The sequence below is a fragment of the Actinokineospora sp. UV203 genome, assembly GCF_056323665.1.
The window spans coordinates 2,766,995-2,789,647 of the sequence record NZ_CM150484.1 but is presented as its reverse complement, the minus strand read 5'-3'; the positions used below and the strand labels follow the sequence as shown (position 1 = coordinate 2,789,647).

Annotated in this window: 18 protein-coding genes and 1 pseudogene; 7 read left to right on the top strand and 12 right to left on the bottom strand. The window is 70.0% G+C overall.

Annotated elements, in window-relative coordinates; all coding sequences use genetic code 11:
- Positions 1-97: 97 nt before the first annotated feature.
- Entirely contained in the window at positions 98-3,610 is a 3,513-nt protein-coding gene (locus ACUZ2Y_RS12935; protein WP_476330410.1) for a tetratricopeptide repeat protein, read from the top strand.
- Positions 3,611-3,784: 174 nt separating this feature from the next.
- Here the strand turns inward: ACUZ2Y_RS12935 and ACUZ2Y_RS12930 are convergent, their stop codons facing one another.
- Entirely contained in the window at positions 3,785-5,056 is a 1,272-nt protein-coding gene (locus ACUZ2Y_RS12930; RefSeq protein WP_476330407.1) for an MFS transporter, read from the bottom strand.
- Between the two features lie 1,920 nt (positions 5,057-6,976).
- Here ACUZ2Y_RS12930 and ACUZ2Y_RS12925 point away from each other — a divergent pair.
- Positions 6,977-8,155 carry a GGDEF domain-containing protein gene (locus ACUZ2Y_RS12925; RefSeq protein ID WP_476330405.1) on the top strand — a complete coding sequence of 393 codons (1,179 nt, stop codon included), beginning with the start codon at positions 6,977-6,979 and terminating at the stop codon, positions 8,153-8,155.
- A 31-nt stretch (positions 8,156-8,186) separates the two neighbouring features.
- Here ACUZ2Y_RS12925 and ACUZ2Y_RS12920 read toward each other — a convergent pair whose 3' ends face one another.
- From ACUZ2Y_RS12920 to ACUZ2Y_RS12910, 3 genes are all read right to left on the bottom strand, one after another.
- Positions 8,187-9,158, bottom strand: coding sequence for a LysR family transcriptional regulator (locus ACUZ2Y_RS12920; RefSeq protein WP_476330403.1), 972 nt, complete (start codon positions 9,156-9,158; stop codon positions 8,187-8,189).
- A gap of 9 nt (positions 9,159-9,167) precedes the next feature.
- Positions 9,168-9,875, bottom strand: coding sequence for a DUF4184 family protein (locus tag ACUZ2Y_RS12915; protein WP_476330400.1), 708 nt, complete (start codon positions 9,873-9,875; stop codon positions 9,168-9,170).
- A gap of 361 nt (positions 9,876-10,236) precedes the next feature.
- Entirely contained in the window at positions 10,237-10,437 is a 201-nt protein-coding gene (locus ACUZ2Y_RS12910; RefSeq protein WP_091383092.1) for a hypothetical protein, read from the bottom strand.
- Between the two features lie 96 nt (positions 10,438-10,533).
- Here ACUZ2Y_RS12910 and ACUZ2Y_RS12905 point away from each other — a divergent pair, with 96 nt between their 5' ends.
- Complete coding sequence (locus ACUZ2Y_RS12905; protein ID WP_476330397.1) at positions 10,534-11,685, top strand: glycoside hydrolase family 3 N-terminal domain-containing protein; 1,152 nt, start codon at positions 10,534-10,536, stop codon at positions 11,683-11,685.
- 1 nt (position 11,686) lies between these two features.
- Here ACUZ2Y_RS12905 and ACUZ2Y_RS12900 read toward each other — a convergent pair whose 3' ends face one another.
- Complete coding sequence (locus ACUZ2Y_RS12900) at positions 11,687-11,869, bottom strand: MbtH family protein (RefSeq protein WP_476330395.1); 183 nt, start codon at positions 11,867-11,869, stop codon at positions 11,687-11,689.
- A 14-nt stretch (positions 11,870-11,883) separates the two neighbouring features.
- Positions 11,884-13,479 (bottom strand): amino acid adenylation domain-containing protein, encoded by a 1,596-nt coding sequence (locus ACUZ2Y_RS12895; protein WP_476331761.1) that lies wholly within the window; start codon positions 13,477-13,479, stop codon positions 11,884-11,886.
- A 41-nt stretch (positions 13,480-13,520) separates the two neighbouring features.
- Between ACUZ2Y_RS12895 and ACUZ2Y_RS12890 the strand changes: the two are divergent.
- Positions 13,521-13,598, top strand: a pseudogene (locus tag ACUZ2Y_RS12890) (TfoX/Sxy family protein); the annotation flags it as partial.
- Positions 13,599-13,777: 179 nt separating this feature from the next.
- On the opposite strand, the gene ACUZ2Y_RS12885 reads toward ACUZ2Y_RS12890, so the two are convergent.
- Entirely contained in the window at positions 13,778-14,686 is a 909-nt protein-coding gene (locus tag ACUZ2Y_RS12885) for an MBL fold metallo-hydrolase (protein ID WP_476330392.1), read from the bottom strand.
- A gap of 25 nt (positions 14,687-14,711) precedes the next feature.
- Positions 14,712-16,220, bottom strand: a complete 1,509-nt coding sequence (locus ACUZ2Y_RS12880; protein ID WP_476330389.1) for a serine/threonine-protein kinase — start codon at positions 16,218-16,220, stop codon at positions 14,712-14,714.
- A gap of 55 nt (positions 16,221-16,275) precedes the next feature.
- Here ACUZ2Y_RS12880 and ACUZ2Y_RS12875 point away from each other — a divergent pair, with 55 nt between their 5' ends.
- Complete coding sequence (locus ACUZ2Y_RS12875; protein WP_476330386.1) at positions 16,276-17,010, top strand: SAVMC3_10250 family protein; 735 nt, start codon at positions 16,276-16,278, stop codon at positions 17,008-17,010.
- Between the two features lie 466 nt (positions 17,011-17,476).
- Here ACUZ2Y_RS12875 and ACUZ2Y_RS12870 read toward each other — a convergent pair whose 3' ends face one another.
- Both ACUZ2Y_RS12870 and ACUZ2Y_RS12865 read right to left on the bottom strand, forming a co-directional pair.
- Positions 17,477-17,890, bottom strand: coding sequence for a PIN domain-containing protein (locus ACUZ2Y_RS12870; RefSeq protein ID WP_476330383.1), 414 nt, complete (start codon positions 17,888-17,890; stop codon positions 17,477-17,479).
- The gene (locus ACUZ2Y_RS12865) at positions 17,887-18,207 is read right to left on the bottom strand and encodes a type II toxin-antitoxin system Phd/YefM family antitoxin (protein WP_476330380.1); all 321 of its coding nucleotides are present in this window, start codon (positions 18,205-18,207) and stop codon (positions 17,887-17,889) included. The genes ACUZ2Y_RS12870 and ACUZ2Y_RS12865 overlap by 4 nt, the downstream gene beginning before the upstream one ends.
- Before the next feature lie 101 nt (positions 18,208-18,308).
- On the opposite strand from ACUZ2Y_RS12865, the gene ACUZ2Y_RS12860 reads away from it, so the two are divergent.
- Positions 18,309-18,638 carry a TfoX/Sxy family protein gene (locus tag ACUZ2Y_RS12860; protein ID WP_476330377.1) on the top strand — a complete coding sequence of 110 codons (330 nt, stop codon included), beginning with the start codon at positions 18,309-18,311 and terminating at the stop codon, positions 18,636-18,638.
- Between the two features lie 45 nt (positions 18,639-18,683).
- The gene (locus ACUZ2Y_RS12855; protein ID WP_476330375.1) at positions 18,684-20,732 is read left to right on the top strand and encodes a hypothetical protein; all 2,049 of its coding nucleotides are present in this window, start codon (positions 18,684-18,686) and stop codon (positions 20,730-20,732) included.
- Here ACUZ2Y_RS12855 and ACUZ2Y_RS12850 read toward each other — a convergent pair.
- Both ACUZ2Y_RS12850 and ACUZ2Y_RS12845 read right to left on the bottom strand, forming a co-directional pair.
- Entirely contained in the window at positions 20,688-21,794 is a 1,107-nt protein-coding gene (locus tag ACUZ2Y_RS12850; protein WP_476330372.1) for a hypothetical protein, read from the bottom strand. The genes ACUZ2Y_RS12855 and ACUZ2Y_RS12850 overlap by 45 nt on opposite strands.
- 500 nt (positions 21,795-22,294) lie before the next feature.
- On the bottom strand, positions 22,295-22,636 hold the full coding sequence (locus ACUZ2Y_RS12845) for a hypothetical protein (RefSeq protein ID WP_476330370.1): 342 nt from the start codon (positions 22,634-22,636) through the stop codon (positions 22,295-22,297).
- Positions 22,637-22,653: the final 17 nt, after the last annotated feature.

Sequence of the window (22,653 nt, the reverse complement as noted above, 5' to 3'; positions counted from 1 at the left end):
CACGGTACGGACGTGTCCTGGCAGTCGGTCTGTACCGGCTTGGCAGCCGCCCGCGGCGCTCGGCAAAGCCCGCTACCTGCCTGAATCGCTCACCCGGTTGGACTACGATGAGCTGACCGGCAAATTGAACGCGGCAAGAGAGGGCACCGTCGAAATGATCGAGGAGCCGCCGATCCCGTTCGGCGAAGTCCTCCGGTCGCATCGGCTGCGGGCCCGGCTCACCCAGCAGGAACTCGCGGAGCGCTCCGGCCTGAGCGTGCGCGCGCTGCGCTACATCGAGCGCGGCGGCGTCGACCGGCCCCGGCTCGACACCGTCCGCAGGCTCGCCGCCGCGGTCGGGGTGCCCGCCGACGACGCCACCTTCCTCGCCGCCGCCGCGGCCGTCCAGCAGACACCCGCCCCGCGGGTGCGCGTCGGCATCCTCGGGCCGCTCTCGGTCGACCACGGCGACCGCGCGATCGGGGTCGGCGCGCTCAAGCAGCGGACCCTGCTGGCCCTGCTCGCGCTGCGGGTCAACACCACGGTCCGGCACGACGAGATCGTCGACGTGCTCTGGGGCGAGGAACCGCCGGAGAGCTGTCTCGGGCTGGTGCACACCTACATATCCCGGCTGCGGCGCGCGCTGACCGCCGCGAGCAGGCGCAACGCCGACGTGATCGCGTCCACCCCCGGCGGCTACCGGCTCGACCTGCGCGTCGACCAGCTCGACATGGCCCGGTTCGACGACCTGGTGGCCAAGGCCCAGGCGGCCCGGCTCGGCGAACCGGACCGGGCCGCCGACCTCTACGACCGCGCCCTCGCCGCCTGGCGCGGGCCCGCGCTCTCGGACCTTCCCGCGCTGCGTGAGCACCCGGCGGTGATCGCGCTGAACGTGCGCCGCCGCGACGCCGTCCTCGCCCACGCCGACGTCGCGATCGAACTCGGCCGGTTCGACGAGGTCGTGCTCAACACCCGTGGCCTGGTCCACGACGAACCGCTCCACGAAGGCCTGCACGCTCGGCTGATCCTGGGCCTCGCGGGCACCGGCGAGCAGGCCGCCGCGCTGGGCGTGTTCGCCGACATCCGGGCCCGCCTCGACGAGGAACTCGGCATCGAACCCGGCGCCGAGATCCGCCAGGCGCACGTGCGGGTGCTGCGGGGCAAGCCGGAATCCGCGCCGCAGCGTGCGCCCGCGCAACTGCCCGCGGAGACCCCGGGCTTCGTCGGCCGCGCCGACGCCATGACCCGACTCGACTCGCACCTCGCCGACTTGGACGGCCACTCGGTGGTCATCGCGGTCTCGGGGAGCGCGGGGGTCGGCAAGACCGCGCTCGCCGTGCGGTGGGCGCACCGGGTCCGGCCACGGTTCCCCGACGGTCAGCTCAGCGTCAACCTGCAGGGCTACGCCGCGGGACATCCGCCGACCGTGCACGAGGTGCTGGTGCGCTTCGTGCGCGCGCTCGGCGTCGCGCCCGAGCGGGTGCCCGCCGACCCCGAGGAAGCCGTGGGTCTCTACCGGACGATGCTGACCGGCAAGAAGGTGCTGATCCTGCTGGACAACGCGGCCACCGCCGAACAGGTGCGGCCGCTGCTGCCGGGCTCGCCGGGGTGTCTGGTGCTGGTGACCAGCCGCGACCGGCTCATGGGCCTCACGGCCCGCGACGGCGCGCACCAGCTCCCGCTCGACGTGCTGGCGCCGGAGGAGTCGGTCGACCTGCTCGGCAGGCTGGTCGGCGTCGCCCGCACCCGCCGCGAGGCCACCGCCGCCGCCGAGATGGCCGACACCTGCGCGCACCTGCCGCTGGCGCTGCGCATCGCGGGCGCGAACCTCGCGATCCGGCCGCTGACCACGGTCGCCGACTACACCCGGGAACTGCGTGACCAGGGTCGGATGGCTGGCCTCGCCGTCGCCGGGGATGAGTCCGCCGCGGTCCGCGTCGCATTCGACCTCTCCTACACGAAGCTCACCCCCGCGGCCCGGCGCCTGTTCCGGTTGCTCGGCCTGGTGCCCGGCACCGACATCGACGCCCTCGGCGCTGCGGCCCTGGTGAGCGCGACGACCGAGGAGGCCGCCCGACTGCTGCGCGTGCTCGACCACGGCAACCTCATCCGCGAGCACACACCCGGCCGCTACACCTTCCACGACCTGCTGCGCGAGTACGCGGCCGACCGCGCGGGCTTCGACGACGAGGACGACGACCGCCACGACGCCGTCGTCCGGCTCTTCGAGCACTACCTCAAGTCCGTGCGCGCGCACAGTGCGGTGCTCTGGCAGGTCGAGCCCGCGGCGTCGGGCGGCGGTGAGCAGGCGGCGATCAGCTGGCTCGACGCCGAACGCGCGAACCTGGTGGCCGCCACCCTCGCCGCGGGCGGCCTGGGCCTGCACAGCTACGCGTGGCGTTTCGCCGAGGCGCTGGGCAGCTACTTCTCCAACCGCGGCCACGGCGACGACGGCATCGCGGTGTGCGCCGCGGCGCTGACCGCGGCCCGCAACGCCGGTGACGTCGACGCCGAAGCGGCCGTGCACGAGCTGCTCGGGCAGATCTACGGCAACCTCAGCGACTACGGCAACGCCATCGAGCACCTGCGCTGGGCGCAGGAACTCAGCCGGGGGACCGGGAACCGGGTCGTCGAAGCGGCCGCCCTGCACAACCTTGGTCGCGCGTACTCGCAACTCGGGCAGCCCGCCCAGGCGTCGGCGTTCTGCGAGGAGTCGCTGCACATCTACCGGGCCATCGGCAACCCCCGTGGGGAGGCGGCGGCGCTGAACTACCTGGGCATCGCCGCGCTGCTGCTGGGCAGGCCGCGCACCGCGCTCGACCGGCACGCCGAGGCGCTGGAGCTGAGCACCCGCATCGGCCACCGCCAGGTCCAGGCCGCGGCGGCGCAGGGGCTCGGGCTCACCCACTGGGCGGTGGGCGACCTCGGCAAGGCCGAGCAGTGCTACCAGGACGCGTTGGCGGTGTGCCGCCGCTATGGCTACCGGCACGGCGAGGTCGCGATGCTGGTGTGCCTGGCCGAGACCGGGTGCGACCGCGGCACCCTGACCGAGGCCGCCGTGTTGGTTCGTCAGGCCATCGACCAGGCGCGGCAGCTCCGGGTACGCAGGCACGAGGTCAGCGGGCTCGACATCCTCGCGACCATCCAGCTGCGCACCGGCGAATGGTCCGCCGCCGCCGACAACTACGCCGACGCCCGCGCACTCGCCGAGGAGATCCGCTACAGCTACGGCGAAGCGTCGGTGCTCACCGGCATGGGCGCCCTGTGCAGGCGCACCGGTGACCGGGCGGGCGCGATCGACCACGGCCTGCGGGCGCTGGCCATGATCGACGAGACCGGCATGCGGCTGCTCGAAGCCCGGGCACTGACCGAAGTCGCACAGTCTTTTCTGGACGCGAGCGACACCGCCGCCGCCCGCGAGTACGCCGACCGCGCGATCACCGTGACGGCCCGCGCGGGCCAGCGGCTGGCGCACGCGAGGGCGCTGCACGTGCGTGCGCTGGTGCGGCAGGGTGCGGCCGATTTGGACGGTGCGCGGTCGGATTGGCAGGAGTCGCTTGAGGTGTTCGAGGACTTGGCGGTGCCAGAGGCCGCACATGTTCGTGCGCTGCTGTCGGCCTGGGCGCATTAGCTCGCCTGTTTCCCACACGGTCCGTCCCTTCCGTCGTTCGCTGCCTCGACCACGTTCCCGCGGAAATGGGTGTGGTGACAGGGGTAGGCGACGGGCTGTGGACCGGGCCTCGCGAGCTGTGGACTACCGGACGCGGCGGGCTGGAAGTGTCAGACCGGTGTGCTCAGTGCCGCGCTAGCTCGCCTGTTTCGCCGGTGATTCGCGCTTCGGGGTGGGAAGTTTCGGCGCCGCGGCGGGGTCCGCGGCCGTGTCGTCGCCCTCGCGGCGCGCGTGGGACCAGGCGACGGTCGCGGGGACCGCGATCAGCACGCCGAGGGCTCCGGCGATCGCGATGGTGGTGGCCGAGGAGCCGATGCCTTGCGCCACGGCGCCGCCCGCCGCGATGCCCAGGGCCTGCGCGACCCGCAGCCCGGTGCGCGCCGCGCCGAACGCGCCGCCACGGATCTCGTTGGGGACGAGCGTGTTGAAGATGCCCATGACCGTCACCTGGTACGCGCCGACGACGCCCGCGACGAACAGCAGCACCAGCGCGAGGATCAGGGTCGGCTTCAGGATGAACAGGGTCAGCACACCCAGCGCCGAGGTCGCGAGCACACCGATGATGCGGGCGCGGAGCGCGGCGGGAATGAAGTGGGAGATCACGAACGTGCCGACGATGAACCCGAGTGGATCCGCCGCCAGCAGCAGTCCCACAGCACCCGACGGGGCTCCGATCTCCTTCGCCAGCGGCGCCGCGAGGCCCTCCGGGATCACGGCGAGCCCGACCAGCCAGGACAGCGTCACCAGGATGCGCACCTTGCGGTCGCCGAACACCCAGCGCGCGCCGTCGAGCCAACTGGTCTTCTCGGTGCTGGCGGGCGGGCGGTCCTGCACGTAGCGGTGAACCAGCAGCGTCGCCAAGACGAAGGTGGCGGCGTCGATGGCCAGCGCGGTCGACGTGCCGAGCCACCCGACCAGCAGGCCGCCGCCGCCGAGGCCGACGAGCATGGTGGTGTTCGTGGTGATGCCGCGCAGGTCCTGGCTGCGGAAGTAGAGGTCGTCGTCGGGCAGGATCTCCCGCGTCGTGGCGTTCTGGGCCGCCACCGCGGGGGACTGTAAGAGTGGGACGCCGATGACCAGCACGAAGAGCGCGACCAGCGGCATGTTCGGGATCGCCATGAGACCGACCAGCACCGCCTGCCCGGCCGAGCACCACACCATCAGGGTGCGTCGGCGGTAGCGGTCGGCGAGGTGGGAGAGTCCGAGGCCGCCCGCGAGCGCGGGAAGGAACGTCAGGGCGTAGATGCCCGCCGCGTACATCGCGTTGCCGGTGCGGTCGTAGACGAGGATCGCGAGCGCCACACGGGTGAGCTGGTCACCGGCGACGGAGAGACCTTCGGCCAGCCAGAGCGCGCGGAACTCCCGGTTCGCGAGGGGCGCGAACATGCTCGGTCCCTGTCGGCTCATGTCTTCTCCCTGTCCGTGTGGGGTCTACCCGCACGGGCCGATGGCACTCCTCCAGCACCAGGTGTGTGGCGCGGTGGGGTCTGGCGCGATCTTGTCACTCGGTTACCGCTGCGTCGCTCAGAGTACCGGCACCAGCGGGCGGCCACGGATGCCATTGGTAGAGTCCAAGCCCCGAAATCGGAGGATGCGTCCGTCCGGCGGAGCGCTGTCCGTCGGTTTCCGGCCGCACCCCCGCTGAATGGCCCACGCGCTCGATAGGCGGGCGCAAAGTTGGGTGAACTGCGTCACAGGAGGCAAGCGGGGCGCGATAGTACGAAAGAGTGATCAACAAGGTTGCGCGGCGTCACAGACGAGGCGAAACACCGTCTTATGCGTGAGAGGTCGACCCCGCTCGGCTTGTGCGTTTGCTCCATTCGGGCGCTGCTTGCTGTAGCGGACTCACTACTGTCGGCGTTAGCCGTACCGTGGAGTCCGCGAGTGGCGTCCCGTGATCGGGGGCGGGTGATACGCCGATCCGCAGGTAGACGATGTTACGGGCGATGGGTCGGCCGAACAGAACACTGTGTCGGTCGGAAGGCATACGCTTCTCGGTAAGGCCGAAGTCCTGCGGAATCCGGAGGATGAACAGCGAGCGGAAGGGAGGGCGCACTGTTGGGATCCACTGATCGCGGGAACGGGCGGACGCCACCTTCCGTCGAGTCGACGGCGGGGCAGGTGCCGGGCGCTGACGGCGCGCGCTCGTGGGTCACCAGTCACGGACACACATCTGGGGCTCCTGTTATCGACGGGTCGGGGGAGACGGTGGTGGGGGTCACCAGTCGCGAACGGACATCTGAGGCTCCAATCACGGGGGATGCGGGAAGTTCGGAAGCGGGGGTCGTCACCAGTCGCGGACGGTCACTTGAGGCTCCAGTCGTCGATGAGTCGGGGGTCGTGGGGTTCACCAGTCGCGAACGGACATCCGACGCTCCAGTCGTGGTCGGGTCGGGGGAGTCGGTGGTGGGGGTCACCAGTCGCGGACGGTCATCTGAGGCTCCTGTCGTGGTCGGGTCGGGGGAGTCGGTGGTGGGGGTCACCAGTCGCGGACGGTCATCTGAGGCTCCTGTCGTGGGTGAGTCGGGGAGGTCGGAGGCGGCGGTTGTCACCAGTCGCGGACGGTCATCTGAGGCTCCAATCACGGGGGATGCGGGAAGTTCGGAAGCGGGGGTCGTCACCAGTCGCGGACGGTCACTTGAGGCTCCAGTCGTCGATGAGTCGGTGGTCGCGGGGTTCACCAGTCGCGGACGGTCATCTGAGGCTCCTGTCGTGGATGGGTCGGGGGTGTCGGTGGTGGGGGTCACCAGTCGCGGACGGTCACTTGGGGCTCCTGTCAGTGAGTCGGGGGTGTTGGAATCAGTGGCGGCTACCAGTCGCGGACGGTCATCTGAGGCTCCTGTCGTGGGTGAGTCGGGGAGGTCGGAGGCGGCGGTTGTCACCAGTCGCGGACGGTCATCTGAGGCTCCTGTTGTCGATGGGTCGGGGGTGTCGGTGGTGGGGGTCACCAGTCGCGAACACACATCTGAGGCTCCAGTCGTAGGCACGGCGGGGATGTCGGGGACGGCAGGAACTACCAGTCGCGGACGGACATCTGAGACTCCTTCCGCAGATTCGTCGGGTCTAACGAGTGGGAACGGCGGAGATCACGCAACACCGGCCACACCTCCTCGCGACGGTAATCGCCCGGAAGACGGAAAAGCCGGGTCGACCCGTACGGTCCATCGTGGCCGGATCCTGCGATTGTTCCGTTCACGCCTAAGTGTGACGGAATCGCTGCGCAGTGAACACCCTTCCCTCCATTCGTTGCTATCGCCGCGACGATGGGGGCTTTGGACACTTGCGCGGCCCGTCCTGCGGTACATCCTGGCGTTCGAAACGCTGGCGGTGATCGCCGCCGTCGCACTGGTTATCACCGACGCGCCGGCCACCGCGATGGACTGGCGGGTATTGGCGTCCCTGGTCGGCGCGACCGCGCTGCATTTGTGGATCTCCCGGCGAACCGAGGAGACCCGCCGTGACAGCGGCACCGGCCCCCACTTCGACACGACCACCGTCTGGGTGCTGCCCGCGATGGTGCTGCTGCCGGCGTGGATGGCGATCATCTCCCTGCTGCTGCTTCGCGCACAGCTCTATCCGGTCGCTCGTCGGCCGCTCTACCGGTACACCTTCGGCACCTTGGCCGTGCTGGTCGCCGCCCTCTCCGAACTGGCCATCGTCCGCTTTTCGGGCATCGACGTGGCCAGCGCGTTCGGTGCTCATGAGGTCCTGGTGCTGGCGGGTGCCGGGCTTGCCTTCTTCGTCGTGAACGCTATCGCGATCGGTGGGGTCATCGCTCTGTCGACCCCGCAGCCGACCTGGCTGTCGGTCATCGGCTCGGGCCGCGACAACGCGATGGCCGCCATGACCGTGTGCCTTGGCTCGATGGCGGCCCTCGCGGTCGCCCACGCCTGGCTGGCGCCGCTGTTCGTGGTGCCGCTGCTGGCCGTCCTCGACTGGGGCGCCCTGCAGATCGAGAACCTCAAGGGCGACGCCCGCACCGACCACAAGACCCAGCTGCTCAACAGCCGCGGCTGGCACGAGCAGACCGTCCGGGAGTTCGCCCGGGCCCGCCGCCAGCACTCGATGCTGTCCGTCGCGGTGATCGACCTGGACCACTTCAAGCAGGTCAACGACACGTGGGGACACCCGGCGGGCGACGCCGTGCTGCGCGCGGTCGGCGCGGTGCTGCGGGAGACGACCCGTCAGGGCGACGTCGTGGGCCGCTTCGGCGGCGAGGAATTCGTCCTGATGCTGCCCGACACCGACGCCGAGCAGGCCGTGCGGGTGGCCGAGCGCGTGCGCATGGGTGTGGCCGAGATGCACGTCGCGGCCACCGACAAGCGCGGCCAGCCGGTGCTCATCTCCCACCGCACGGCGTCGATCGGCATCGCGTCCGGGCCGGGCGCCACCTCCGATCTCGACGAGCTCCTGCGCTCCGCCGACGCGGCCGTCTACGAGGCCAAGCACGGCGGTCGCAACCAGGTCCGCTCGGCGGAATCGTCACTTCCGTACCACGCCGAATAGCCCGCGCGCCTTTACCCGAAATTGGGGCGGACTAAACCCGTTCGACACCGAAAGTCGGATGGGATCGAAGGAATTCGGTGTACTGCTGGCTGCGGGCGACCACATCCAGATAAGCGGCGCCCGCGAGTTTCACCACCTGATCGGCGAACGCGACCGCGGTCCCTTCCGGGTGCCAGCCGATGAGGCTGCGCCACCGCAGCGGGTTGCCCGCGATAGGCCGCGTGACGATGCCGGGTGTCCGGCGGAACGTCGGCTGGCAGAGAACGACCGCGTCACCGGACTCGACCAGGTCGACGCAGCTGGCCGTGTCGGTCTCGTAGAGGGTCTTCGGTGTGAAACCGGCGCGGGCGCACGCGGCGGCGAAGCAGTCGCCGAAGCAGCCGTCGCCGGGGGTGGCGCCCCAGTGGGTGCCCGCGAGGTCGCCCAGGTCGACGACGCTCCGGTCGGCGAGCGGGTGGTCCTCGGCCAGCATCACGAAGACCGGGTCGGTCGCCAGGGTCCGCCACAGCAGGCCGGGCCGCGACGGCGGCGGCGCGTCACCGCACACACCGACCAGCGTGTAGTCGATGCGGCCTTCGGCGACCATCCCGGCCAGCTCCTCCGATGACCACGACGCGTGGGTGGTGACCAGCAGGTCCGGGTAGGTCGCGCTCACCTGGTGCACGAGGGCGCCGAGCACCGGCCCGTTCGCCGAGGCGAGCCGCAGCCGGGTCGGGGTGTCGCCCATGGTGCCCGCGCTGGCGAACCGGGCGGCTTCCTCGCGCAGGTCCGACACGGCGGGCAGCAGCAGCCTGGCCCTCGCGAGGACCAGCTCACCCAGTGGTGTGACCCGGGCGCCGCGCCGGTCCCGTTCGAACAGCGCGCCGCCCAGGGCACGTTCGACGCGGTGGAGTTGGGCGGTCAGCGCGGGCTGGGCGAGTCCCAGCGCGGCGGCGGCCTTGGTGATGCTTCCGGCGTCGGCGATCGCACAGATGATCCGGAAATGGCGCAGCTCCAACTCCATGCGCCCACGCTAAGGGGCGGCGTCCGCCCGGCGGAAGGGTTTGCGGCGTGTGAAGCCATAGACGACCAGGGCGGCGACGAGTCCACTGGTGGCGCCGACGGAGGCGCGGACGACGCCGACCTCGAACCTGACCGCCTCATCGACCTCGGCCATGCCGATGATCGCGGCGCAGGCGGCGGTGGTCGCCGATGCCGAGAGGACCCAGGCGATCCCTTTCTCCGGCGCTTTTCGGGGAGCCGCGCGGTATTTCGCTGCGAGTGTCATGGTGATCACTGAGAGGCCCACGATGCTGCAGGCCACCTGGAGGAAGAAGAAGATCGGCATATCCGGCCAGATATGCAGCCGGAGCAAGGGGATGCGCTCAACGAAATAGCCGTGTCCGTGGGTGAAGTCGTCCCAGACCAGGTGGGTGAGAATGCCGAACGCCGCCGACCCGACAAGGGTGACGCTCGGTTTCGGCGGGCGCGGGATAAACCGGCGCGGCGATAGCGCCGCGACGGCAGGCTCTATTGTCGTGTGCCACAAGGCGAGCAGGGCGAAAGCGATGGGCAGGGTCAGTGCCATTCCGGTCAGGGAATGGGTGAAGTCGCCGTTGACCGGCCGCAGCGCCAGGAAATAGGGCACATCGGGGGCCAGTGCGCCTGCGACCATTGCCGACGGTGTGCCATAGCGCATCAGTGGGAGAACCGCCGCGGGATGAGCGAGCGTGAAAGGCATGGCACTGATCGTGGCGCGCGAGTGTGGAGACGGGGTGCGGGATCGGTGTGGGTTGATCCGCGTTCCCCAGGAGATCCCGCGAGTGCGTGGCCGGCGATCGTCGCATCGGCAGATCGTTGGGGTTCCAGGCTGGGATTGATCGTCGTTGCCCTGGAATACCCAGTGGCTGTCCAGGAACGTTGACCGGGTCTCGACATGCCCGCCGAGTCACCACAGTCGCCGCTACGGCATCTGCGGGAACAGCCAAGTACAACCCGGTACGAGCGCTGTTTCCCGCGCCTTGGCAGCGACGCCGTGACCTCCGGCGATGGGCGGTGCTGGAGTCAACCCACGAGTCCAGGGGTCAAACGAGCCCGCGAGGTCAGACCGGCGGGATGATTCCCGGGAAGTGGCCCACGGTCTCGCAGTGCGGGCACGGGCGACCGTTGTCCACGTTGCGGGGACTGCCGCCGATCATCGCGAGTTTCGGGTCGGCGACCATGCCGCCGCCGCCGCAGTACTGGCACACGGTGTGCACCTCGGCGGGGACTTCCAGGTCGTCGTCCTCGTCGTCCTCGTCCAACGTGAGCTCCTCTGGAGGGTGTGCCTGCCTGCCGATCCTTTCACCTCGCGGGTGACCGCGCTGGTGTGAGGGGGCGGGGCGGGGTGACAATGCCGGGTGGCTTCAATCGGGCTGGGCAGGCGCGGTGTGCGCCGGATCCTGGTGGCGATCGCCCTCGGCGGGATCGTCGCCACGGTCCTGCCCGGACCGGGTCTGGTGTCGGGCACCCCCGTCGCCCAGGTGTCGACTGCCACCGGGTTCGTCCCGGTCGGGGCGAACCCGAGGCCGTGCCTGTGGCGGATCGCGGCGATGGCGCCCCGGGCGCGGCTCGCGCAGCTGCTGATCGTCGGGGTGGACCCGTCCGGTCCGGGTCAGGCGCTCGCGGTGGTGCGCGACGCACAGGTCGGGGGGATCTTCCTCGGTGGTGAGGCCACCGAGATGCTGGTCGACGGGCGACTGGCCGAGGTGACCTCGGCGGCCGTGCTGCCGCTGACAGTCGCCGTGGACGACGAGGGCGGCCGGGTCCAGCGCCTCGACCGCCTCGACGGCGACCTGCCGAGCGCCCGGGATATGGCGCGGACGATGACCGAGGGGCAGGTCCGGGGCTTGGCCCGGGACCGGGCGGGCCGGATGCGCGCCAGGGGAATCACCCTCGACTTCGCCCCCGTGGTCGACATCAGTGCCGCGCCGGGCCCGACGGTGATCGGCGATCGGTCCTTCAGCGACGACCCGGCCACGGCCACCCGCTATGCGGGCGCGTTCGCCGACGGACTGCGTGACGGCGGGATGCTGCCCGTCCTCAAGCACTTCCCCGGCCACGGCCGCGGCTCGGGCGACTCCCACAAGACGGCCGTGCGCACACCGGCGCTGGCCGACCTGGGCGGCGACCTGCACCCGTACCGCGAGTTGCCCAAGGCCGGGCCGGTGGCGGTCATGTTCGGCCACCTCGACGTCCCTGGCCTCACCGACGGCGTCCCCGCTTCCCTGCACGCGGCCGCCTACCGACTGCTGCGCGACGACCTCCACTTCGGCGGCCTCACGGTCACCGACGACCTCGGCGGCATGCGCGCCGTCTCGGACCGCTACGACCTGCCGGAGGCTGTGCTGCTCGCCGTCCAGGCGGGTGCCGACATACCGTTCTGGTCCTCCGGCGCCCGCCTGGCCGAGGTGCTGGATCGGCTCGAAGCGGCCCTGCGCGGTGGCGAGCTCGCTGAGGGCCGTGTCACCGAGGCACTGGAGCGGGTGTTGGCCGCCAAGTCCGCGTGCTGAGTCACCGGGCCATGCGCTCCCGCAGGCTGCGCGGGCGCAGGTCGGTCCACACCTCCTGGATGTGGGCGAGGCACATCTCCTTGCTGCCTCGGGTGCCTTCGTCGTGCCAGCCCGCCGCGTTCTCCTTGGCCGCGGGCCAGATCGAGTACTGCTCCTCGTCGTTGACGACGACCTTGTAATCCATTGGACTCTTCCTCCTCAGTGCGAGACGGGTTGGGGGAGGGCGGCGGCCAGGGACGCCACCGTGGGGTTGTCGAACAGCAGCCGCGGTGACACGGGAACCCGGAGTTCGGCGCGGATGCGGGTCACGACCTGGCCCGCCTTGATCGAGTGGCCGCCGAGGACGAAGAAGTCGTCGTGCACGCCGATGTCCGGGTTGCCCAGCACCTCCCGCCAGATGGCGCGCACGACCCGCTCGGCCTCGCTGGTCGGTTCGGCACTCGGCGTTGCCGCCTGGGCCATCGGGTCCGGCAGCGCGCCGACGTCGAGTTTGCCGTTCGCGTTGACCGGCAAGGCTTCCATCGCGATCAGGGTGGCGGGGACGAGGTACTCGGGCAGCCGCCGCCGCAGTTCCGCGCGCAGGTCGGCCATCGACGCGGTCAGGTCGGCGGGCACCACATAGCCCACCAGCATGGCGTCGCCGTCGTCGGTCTGTCGCACTTGGACAGTGACCTGCTTGGCCTGCCCGGTCTCCCGCAGGCAGTCCTCGACCTCGCCCGGCTCGATCCGGAAGCCGCGGATCTTGACCTGCCGGTCGATCCGCCCGAGGCACTCGATCAGGCCGTCGGCCCGGTACCGGCCCAGGTCCCCGGTGCGGTACAGCCGAGACCCCGCAGCGCCGAACGGGTCGGGCACGAAGCGCTCCGCGGTGAGGTCGGCCCGCCCCACGTACCCGCGGGCCACGCCGTCGCCGCCGAGGAAGATCTCGCCGACCAGGCCGGGCGCGACCGGTTCCAGGTGGTCGTCGAGGACGTAGGCGGTGCTGTTCGCGATCGGCCTGCCGATCGGCACGACCTCGGCGTCCTCGACAAGCGCCGGCCAGGACAGGGCGAACGTGGTCGTCTCCGTCGGCCCGTAGATATTGCGCACCCGCGGCCCGTCGAGCCGCACCAGCCGGTCGACCATGGTCGCGTCGGCCTGCTCGTCGCCGACAAGCAGCAGCCGCAGGCAGGCGAACGTCTCCGGGGCCTGCGCCGCGAGCTGCCTGGCCAGCGTCGTGGTCAGGAACATGATGGTGCTCCCGTTGTCCCGCAGCGTCTTGCCCAGCGCCGGTGCCGAAAGCAGGTCGTCCTTCGGCACGCCGACGATCCGTGCCCTCGCGCACAGCGGGCCCCACAGCTCGAAGGTGGCCGCGTCGAACGACAGGTTCGACACCTGCGCCACGGCGTCGTCCGGTCCGAAGTGGACATAGTCGGTGCCGCGGACGAGCCGCACGATGTTGCGGTGGGTGACGGCGACGCCCTTCGGGCGGCCGGTCGAGCCGGACGTGTACATGACGTACGCGAGGTTGTCGGCGTGCGCCGCGGTGTCCAGGCGCGTGGTCGGCCCGGTCAGGTCGCCGTCGAGCGTGATCACCGGGCCGGTGACCCGGTCACGCAGACTCTCGTGCGCCAGCACGATCTCGACGCCGCTGTCGGCGCACATGAAGTCCAGGCGCGACGCGGGGTAGGCCGGGTCGAGCGGCACGTAGGCGCCGCCCGCCTTGAGCACGGCGAGCGCGGCGACCACCCAGTCCGCCCGGAATTCCAGGCACAGACCCACTTTGCTCTCCGCGCTGATTCCCCTGTCCCGCAGGTGGTGCGCGAGCCGGTTGGCCCGCTCGTCGAGTTCGCGGTATGTTCGGTGGCCTGGCGTTCTTGTTCCAGGGCAACATGTCCGTCGGCGTCCTCGGCGAGGCCCTGATCGTCCGGCTCGACCCGGAGGACGCCCAGGCCGCGCTCGCCGAGCCGGGCGTGCGGGTCTTCGACTTCACCGGCAGGGCCGATGAAGGGCTGGGTGCTGGTCGACCCCGAAGCCCACGCCGAGGACGAGGACTTACGCCGCTGGGTCGACGTCGGGGTCGAGTACGCCTGCTCGCTGCCGCCGAAGTGAGTCAGAACGCGACGGCGACGCCCCGGGGCAGCTGGACCAGCCGCGTCCCGTAGGCGTCGGCCAGTTGGGCGGCGTCGTCGAGGAACCCCGGCCAGTCCAGGCGCGGCACCGGCCGCGGCGGCTCGCTCAGCGGGCGGAAGAAGTTGTCGTGGTGGCACGGGATGATGACCTTGGGGCGCAAGCGTTCGCCCAGCCGCCGGAAGTACCCCTCGGTGCCCTGCCGGGCCGCCAGGCAGGCGATCAGCACGTCCACCGGTTCCTGGCGGGCGAGTGGGGCGTCCTCGATCCCGGCGCTGGTCTGCAGGTGCAGCGACAGCCCGCCGACCTCGACCCGGTAGGCGAACACCTGCCCGCGCGGCCACCGGAACACCGTCTTCGGCATCCCCTCGCCGCGCAGCTCGATCACGTCGATCCGGCTCGCGATCGGCACCGTCCCGTGTCGCGAGGCGATGGCCTCCACGGTGAACGGGCCGATGGTGACTCGTGTCCCGTCCTCGATCGGATGGAGCTGTCCGTCGGGGAGGCCCTGCCTGCGGCAGATCTCCGTCGTCGTCACGCTTCCGTGCACCACGCATCCGGGGTTGGCCTTGGCCAGCGGGGCGACGTCCATGGCGTGGTCGAAGTGGGTGTGCCCGACGAAGATCCCGGACACCTGCCCGAACGTTCGCTCGACCAGCGCGTGATCGGGGCGCGCCGGGCGGAACAGGGTGTCGCGCAGGCCGGGGTTGCTGGCGTACGGGTCGAAGCAGATCCGCTCACCGGCGACTTCGAGGATGAACCCGGCACAGCCCGTCCAGGTGATCGACCCGGCGGGCGGCTCTTTCCCGAGCCAGCCCGGGTCGGGCGCGGTCGTGGGAAACACCGGCGCGGGGCCGGACACCATCAGCGGCAGCACGCACGTCAGGCACATGCGCCGACCCTACCCACGGTCGGACCTAGGCGCGCCAGATGGTGATCGCGAGCTGGTAGTACTGGCTGGTCTGGTTCGGGTCGGGTGCCTTCCTGACCTCGACCAGCGCGACTCGCTGGGTGGTCAGGACGCAGAACTTGGTGCCCACGGCGACGTCCTCGAACTTGGGGACGAGGGCGTAGCGGGTGTCCGTGGTGCAGGTGTGGTGATCGCCTGCCTGGCCGTCGTCCAACAGCACCACTTCAGAGTTGCTGAAGAAGATCCCCTTGTCATAGATGTGGGCTATGTCGGACGCCCGCCAGCGGACCATGGTGGTGGGTTCAGCCAGGTTGACGCCATTGCCGAGCGCCAAGTCCACAGCGTCGACCTGCGTGAGGAGTTCCGGCTCGCTGCTGTTGGTCTTGCTCCCGCCGCCTGTCGACGAGTTGCCCGGCGTGGACTGCCCCGCCGTCTTCTCCGGTGTCTTCGCGTCGAAGGCGCCGGCGATCGCGGCGACGCCGACGCCCGATCCGATCGCGACCAGCAGCACCCCGACCGCCACGGCGATTCGGCGGCGCGAACGCTTGGGCGGCCGCGGAACCGGCGGGACCGGCGTCACCGCGATCCGGCTCACCGCGGCCGCGACCGCGGGCGGCAACCAGCCTTCACCCATGTGCAGCAGCGTGCCGGTGGAGGCCTGCCTGCACATCTCGATCACCTGGACCGGCGACGGGCGCTGCCGGGGATCCTTGGCCAGGCACCGAGTCACCAGCTCCCGCAGCTGTGCCGGGCACCTGGCCAGATCGGGTTCCTCTTCGCGGATCCGGTACGGCACAGCGGGATCGAGCCCGCCGCCGAACGGAAGTTCACCTGTCGCCGCGTACACGGCGAGCGAGCCCAGGGCGAAGATGTCGAGCGCGGGCGTGACCGGTTGGCCACGAACCTGTTCCGGGGCCATGAACGCGGGTGTCCCGACCCGGACGCCCGCCTGCGTGACCGACGTCGTGTCCACCGCGCGGGCGATGCCGAAGTCGATCACGCGGGGTCCGTCGGCGGCGAGGATCACGTTGGAGGGCTTCAGATCCCGGTGCACGACATTGGCGGCATGGATGGACTGCAGAGCCTCGGCGACCCCCGCGACCAGGATGAGCACGCTTTCCGCCGGAAGTGGACCGTAGACGCCGACCGCCTGCTGCAACGACGGCCCGGCAACGTAGGCGGTGGCTAACCACGGCTGCTCCGAATGCGGATTCGCGTCGATCACCGGAGCCGTGTACAGCCCCTGCACCCGTTGCGCCGTGGCCACCTCCTGCTCGAACCGCCGCCGGAAGGCCGGGTCGGCAGCGTACTCGGCCCGAATGACCTTGAGCGCGATCGGCCGCCCGCCAGGGGTGTTGGACAGGTACACCCGGCCCATCCCGCCCTCGCCGAGACAGGCCCGCAACCGGTATCCCCCGACCTCGCGCGGGTCGTCGGCCCCCAACGGCCGGTGCGCGGCGATCTCAGCCCAGCGTGGCTGTGTCGGCACCGCGTCGGTCGGTCCATCAGGGGTCACACAAGCCTCCCGGGGTCGACTGAGAGTAGCGTGATCGACACGGTGAGGAGGAGTGTTGCGCGAACTCGTATACCTGTCGGACCGCAAGCTGGAGCAGTTCCTACCGGCCCTGCGGTCGATGTGGCCGCGGCCGAAGGTGAACATCAAGACGCCGGTCTTGGAAATCGGCGTCGAGCCGACACCGGAAGTCGAGCGGAGCAAGCTCAAGCAGCTGGCCAGGGTCATCGGCCACATCGAGCGCACCGCCCGCTGGTACACCGACCCAGGTGCGGCGGCGGGCCAGTGGGTCCACTTCGAGGCTCCACTGAACTACCTGGTCCTCGACGGCGGACCCGTACCCGGCATGACGCTCTTCGTCGACCGGGCCGGGGGTCACCCGGAGGCCGGTCGCACCCGCCTGGTCCTGCACTGTTCCGGCACCCACCTGCGGATCGAGGACCGCCCTCGAACGGTCGTTCCGCCCGCGGGCGAGGCCGTGGAACCCGCTCCCCACAGCGGAAGCGGCGCGGGCGCGTTCACCGCGACCACGATCGGTCTGCTCCTCGGCGTCTTGCGCGCACAGCCACCCGCCTCCGACGGGACTTCGGTGGTGCCTGCCTGGAGCACCGGCAAACACCTCCCGGGTGCCACGGCTGAGCTGCTGCGGACCATCGACGGCCGGACGCATCCGGAGACCGCCGCCTGGATGGCCGGGTATGCCCGGATCACCGCCAACTTCGTCGGCCCAGGCTCAGTCCGCCACGTGATAGCCAGCCCCCTCTACATCGAATACGCCACGCCGCCACAGTGACTTGAGCGATGTTCCGAACCATGGCCGCGTCATCGGGCAGGGATGGCGTGATCTCGATGATGTCGACTTGGTCGGCCGGAAACCGTGCGGCCATCGTGGCGGAGGTTGGATTGATCAGGCGAAGCAGCCGGAGCAATTCCACTCGCGAGAGAGCCGACAACACCAGGCGGGGGTCGGGGGAGTGCCCAGCCGGCTACGCAGATCGGTGGACTCGGTCTCGGCGATGAATAGTTTCGCGCAGCTGAGGTGTCGAGGTAGATCGTGGTGGGCATTCAGCGATCTCCCCGAAGGTCGTCGAGCCAGTCGCCGGACGTCCACCCGGTCGGATTGGGTGCGGGCTCGGGCAGGCTCGTGATGTCAAACGGGCGATTGGCCTGCCGGATCACCCCTGCGGTGTACTACATGTACAGCGTTGATGCCTCGCCAGAGTGCCGTTCGGGGCCGCGCGATGATCGCGTTTCGCCTCTCACCCAGAGAACGGGTTGAGCAGCCGAACGCCTGTGGGCTCGAAGTCCTTGACGTTGCGAGTCACCACGGTCCAGCCGCGCACCTTCGCGGTTGCCGCGATCAGCCCGTCCGCCATCGGCGTCGTGTGCATTGCGCCGCTGTGGCCCCACTCTTCCGCTATGTCCGTGTCGATCGGGACTACGCGATCGCCGAATTTCTCCTTGGTCGCCGCGAGCCACGACTCGTACAGCGCCGCTTGTCGGTGTGCCGCACGACCTTGGAGTTTGCTGATGCCACGTCGAATCTCGCCGATCGTCACCACGCTGATGTGCAGGTCGTCGACGTGGACACGCGCGAACCAGTCGACGACGCCCGGATCGGGGGCGGGTTTCCGCCACTCAGACAAGACGTTCGTGTCGATCAGGTAGGTCACCGGGCCGTGCCGCCCGTCATTCCGAGTTCGATCTCGAAGTCGGTGTCTCTGGGCATGTCGTTGCGTCGTTCGGCCTCGATCTCGTCGAAGACATCGGCTTCGCCCAGCCCTTCACCGATCTTGGGAAAGGCCATCAGATGCTCGATGAAGTCGCCCCCGCGACCGCTGAGCCTGCGATATTCCCGGATGTCGATCAGCACCGCGACATCCTCGCCGTGCCTGGTGATCGTCTGCGGTCCGTCCCGTTCGACCGCGCGCAGCACTTCACTGAAACGCTGTTTCGCCTCTTGGACCTGCCAGCGCGCTTGCTCAGCCACCGCAACCTCCATGTCTAGACAGCACAGACTATAACATTCTTTCTTGGGAGATCGACTACCCTCACAAGCTCAGCGCCGCCGAACCCGGATAGGAGCCCCAAATGGCATACGACGAAGCGCTCGCCACGAGGGCCCGGGATTTGATCGGCGAGATGCCGGGAATGAATGAGAAGAAGATGTTCGGCTGCCTGGTCTTCCTCTTCCACGGCAACATGTCCTGCGGCGTGTTCGGCGACGGCTTGCTCGTGCGGATGTCGCCCGACGATTCCGCGGCAGCCTTGGCCGAACCTGGCACACGGGTACCCGAGATGGGTGGGCGTCCGATGAAGAACTGGGTCCTGATCGAGCCGGACCACCTCGCCGACGATGGTGACCTGGACGGCTGGATCCAGCGGGGTGTCAGCTACGCCGGAAGTCTGCCTGCCAAGTGATCGCAACTCGGTGACTATCGGTAGCCGGGTCGGTACGCTGACGCGGTGAGCGTCCAGAACGAGTTCAGCGGCAGCGCCGAGACCGTGCTGCAGGCAGGCGCCATCCACGGCGGCGTGCACTTCCACGGCAGAACGGTGTCCGCCCCTCGGCAGACTCCGCCGGTGACGACGCATTTCACCAATCAAGTGCGGGTGTTGCGCGAGGCCGACGAGGCCGTGGACGCCGGGCAGCGGGTGCTGGTCTTCTGCGGGCTGCCGGGAGTGGGCAAGCGCGAGGTCGCCCGCGAATGGTTGCGGCGACGGTCCGAGCACTACCCGGACGGACAGTTCCACGCTGATCTCTCCGGCGACGCCGACGGTCAGGAAAGCACGGCACTGCGGGAATTCCTGCTCGCCACGGGGCTTGACGCGGCGCAGATCCCGGACACCGCCGAAGGCCGATCGGCGTGTTTTCGGAGCTGGTCGACCGGCAAACGGGTGTCCGTGTCGGTCGACAAGGCGATCACGCCGCGCCAGGTTCGGCTGCTCGCGCCGGGATCGGGGCCATCCGTGGTGCTGGTGACCGCCGCGGGCAGGCTGCCGGGGCTGGGCGTGCGCGACGCGGTGGCCTACATCGATCTGATGCCGTTGGAGGACGACGCCGCGGTCGAGCTGCTCGGCCGGTTGATCGGGCGGTCACGCCTCGACACGGAGCCGGACGCGGTCCGTGAACTGATCAAGGCCTGCGCCGGTCTGCCGATCGCGCTGTGTGTGTGCGGCGCGCTGGCCGCGGCGCGACCAAAGCGGTCGCTTGACCGTCTGGTGGCGGAGCTGGCGGACGAGCGGCGCAGGCTGGCCGCGCTGTCGCGGCATGACGATCTTTCGGTGACCGCGGTGTTCAACACCGCCTATGGCCGGTTGGGTCCGGCCGCCCGCCGCGCGTACCGGGTGTTGGGCTCGCACCCAGGCGTGGGCACTGTATCCGTGACGGTGCTGGGGATCGGGCTGCCGGAGTCCGATGTGGACGACGCGGTCGACGAACTCCTCAGGGCTGGTCTCGTCCGTGAGACCGAGGACGACCGGCTCGCCGTGCACGACATGACCCGGCTGCACGCGCGTGGTCTTGCCGAGGACGGGGACGCTGAGGCCGTCGCGCGGATGCTCGAGCACTATCGCGAAGTCACCCTCGCGGCGGGTGAGGCCGCGATGCCCGCCCGCGGCTGGCTGCGCCGATTCGCCGGAAACGTCGACGGCGCACCGGAATCGCCGATGCGCTGGCTGGAAGTCGAGCGGGAGAACGTCCTCGCCGCGCACGGTGTGCTGCTCGACCAAGGGCGCTTCCTCGACGTCTGCCTGATGGCGGTCGCTCTGTGGCCGCTGCACGAGCACGGCAAGTATCTCGACGAGCAGGTGCGGGTCAACGAGGACGCGGCCGTGGCGGCGCGGGAGCTCGGCCGCGCGGACCTCGAAGCGTTGACCCACGTGCAGCGCGCGTTCGGCCTGCTGCAGGGCGGCCACCCGGAGGAGGCGCTCACGGTCGCCGAGTCGGCTCTCGCGTCGGCGTCTTCGGCCGGCGTGGTGGAACTGGAGGCCACGGCGCTCGAAACCATCGGCTTGGCGGCGCTGGCGCTGTCCCGTGCGGCCGTCGCCGAGGACGCGTTGCGCCGCAATCTCGTGCTGGCGCACCGAATCGGCCATGATCGCCGAATGGCGCTGGCGCGATTGCACCTGGCCAAAGCGGTGTCGCCCGATGAAGGCCGCGCACTGTTGGCCGAGGCCCTCCTGGCGTTCGCGGCGGAACCGGTCAACACCGCCAAGGTGACACTCTGGCAGGGCATCACCGACTTCCGGCTTGGTGACAACGACACCGCCGAGTCGCATGTGGACAGTGCGCTGGCGGCGATGCGGTCGCACGGCAGGCTCTATGACCAGACGCTGTGCCTGATGGCGTCGGCCGACATCGCGGTCGCCCGCGGGCGGTCCGATCTCGCTCGGGTGCGATATCAGGAAGCGCTGGCCATCGCCGAGTCGTGTGGCTTCCGCCCGGAGGTCAGCCGAATCCGCGGCGCGCTAAGCGAACTCGACCCGGACGACCCGGCCGCCGATGCGCACTGACACTTCGTCCGGCACGCTCAGTCCCGCGTCGAGATAGGCGTGCACGACCGATGCGCCCAGCCTGCCGTCGACGCCTTGGCAGCGGTACTCGACCCCTGCCGCGTCCACGATCAGCCACGACCCGGCGTCGAGTGGGCCGGTCGCCAGGAGACAGCCGGGCATCGAGGCGAGGGTCTCAGCGGCGTCCCTGCCGTCGGGCACCACGACGATTTCGGCCAGGTCCAGCATTCGCCGCCAAGGCTCGTGCAGGTCGACACAGAGATGGCTGCCCGCGGGAAGGGGAATCGTCGCCGGGTAGCGGGTGACCGTCGCCGCCCCGCCCTCGATGTCGACCCGCACCGCGTGCGCCCCTGCCTCCGCGACGCGGCATGTCGGCAGCGGAAGGGCAGGTGTGTCGGCGGGGTCGGCGGGCTCGCTCAGACCGAGGAGGCGGTAGAACTCCTTGCGCAGCAACGCGGCGGAGTGACCCGGCGCGGACGTGGCCAGCGCGGCGACAGAGGCGAGCGGCTCGTCAAGGGGATCGTAGGTGTCGATCGCGGCGCTCACCTGCTCGGCGGGCGCAGCGGCGTGGTCGTAGCGCGGTGCGGCATCGAGGAAGCGCCCGATGGCCGAGTCCGGTGCGACGACGTCCGCTGGTGCCGCCGCCACGAGGGTCGGTCGGCCGAGCGCGGCGGCGTAGAACGACACCGACCCGTAGTCCCCGATCACCACGTCCGCCGCGACCAGCGCCGTGCGCCAGCCCTCCTCCGGCGGCAGCAGCGTCACCCCCGCGCGCCGCCACACCCGCCCCCACCGCTCGACTTGCCACGGCGAGTGCCAGTGCCAGATGTTGGGGTGCAGGGCGACCACGACGCGGTAGTCGTCGACTGGCAGCCGCGCGGCGATCTTCCCGATCAGATCGGGGTGAGCGCCGAACAACGACAGCCCGCCCCAAGTCGAGGAGACCACAACCAGCCGCCTGCCATCGGCGACCCCGAGCGCGCGTCGGTACGCCGGACGCAGTGGGGTGCTGGCGATCATCCGGTCGAAACAGGGATCGCCTGCCACCACGGCCGTGTCCACCGCTTCGGGACACGCGCGGGCCAATCGGTCCCGCTGCTCAGTGTGCGAGAGGACCAGTGATGAGGCTATCGGCACGCCTTGGTCGAGAAGCCATTCGGGCGACAAACCGAAAACCGGCTTCCGGGCTTCCGGGCTTCCGGGCTTCCGGGCTTCCGGGCTTCCGGGCGCGAGTGTCTTATTGTATCCCATTCCGTGCGGCAGAATGATCAGTGGGATATCGATGTCCTGGAGTGGACCGCCGTGGCTGGCCGCGACAGCGATATCGAATTGACCATTCCTGATGTCGCCCCAGGGCAGCGGTTCGATTCCCCGGGCCGTCAGGAAACGGCGGGTCCCGGCGGTGAACGCCGATGACCCGATGACCGTGTAGCGCACCTCCACCCGCAGGTCAGTGGCGACCAGGTCGAGAACATCAAGCAGCCGCGTCGCCGCCGTGACGTTGTGGATGATGGCGAGGACCGTGCGTTCGACCGCGACCGTGGCCCATTCGGAGATCGCGGTCAGAAACTCACGTTCCCTTCGATATCGCGGGCCTGCACGACCTTGCCGCTGACATTCCCGGAAATCTGATTGTTCACCGCACCATTGTCAGCATGCTGCTGAGTCGACACCCACAGCGAACGCAACTCGTCAGAGAAGACCTGGTCGCCTGCCGCCGCCCTCTCCAATTCAACCGCCAACGCCTTCACCTCAGCGGAGTCGGGCGCGGTCCCCTCAGCGGCCTCCAACGCAGCCTTGGCCTCAGCGCGCGCACTGAACTTCTTCTTCACCAGGTCGTAGAGCGACATCACCGACTTCCCAGCGAGCGCGGCGGCGATCGAGACCAGCACTGGTTCCGGCATATCCGCTCCTCCTTGTG

What these genes read in the sequence shown, in the direction of transcription:
- ACUZ2Y_RS12930 (WP_476330407.1), bottom strand. Translation starts at nt 5,056, where the DNA reads ATGAGCCGACAGGGACCGAGCATGTTCGCGCCCCTCGCGAACCGGGAG.
- ACUZ2Y_RS12920 (WP_476330403.1), bottom strand. Translation starts at nt 9,158, where the DNA reads ATGGAGTTGGAGCTGCGCCATTTCCGGATCATCTGTGCGATCGCCGAC.
- ACUZ2Y_RS12915 (WP_476330400.1), bottom strand. Translation starts at nt 9,875, where the DNA reads ATGCCTTTCACGCTCGCTCATCCCGCGGCGGTTCTCCCACTGATGCGC.
- ACUZ2Y_RS12900 (WP_476330395.1), bottom strand. Translation starts at nt 11,869, where the DNA reads ATGGATTACAAGGTCGTCGTCAACGACGAGGAGCAGTACTCGATCTGG.
- ACUZ2Y_RS12885 (WP_476330392.1), bottom strand. Translation starts at nt 14,686, where the DNA reads ATGTGCCTGACGTGCGTGCTGCCGCTGATGGTGTCCGGCCCCGCGCCG.
- ACUZ2Y_RS12860 (WP_476330377.1), top strand. Translation starts at nt 18,309, where the DNA reads ATGGCATACGACGAAGCGCTCGCCACGAGGGCCCGGGATTTGATCGGC.
- ACUZ2Y_RS12845 (WP_476330370.1), bottom strand. Translation starts at nt 22,636, where the DNA reads ATGCCGGAACCAGTGCTGGTCTCGATCGCCGCCGCGCTCGCTGGGAAG.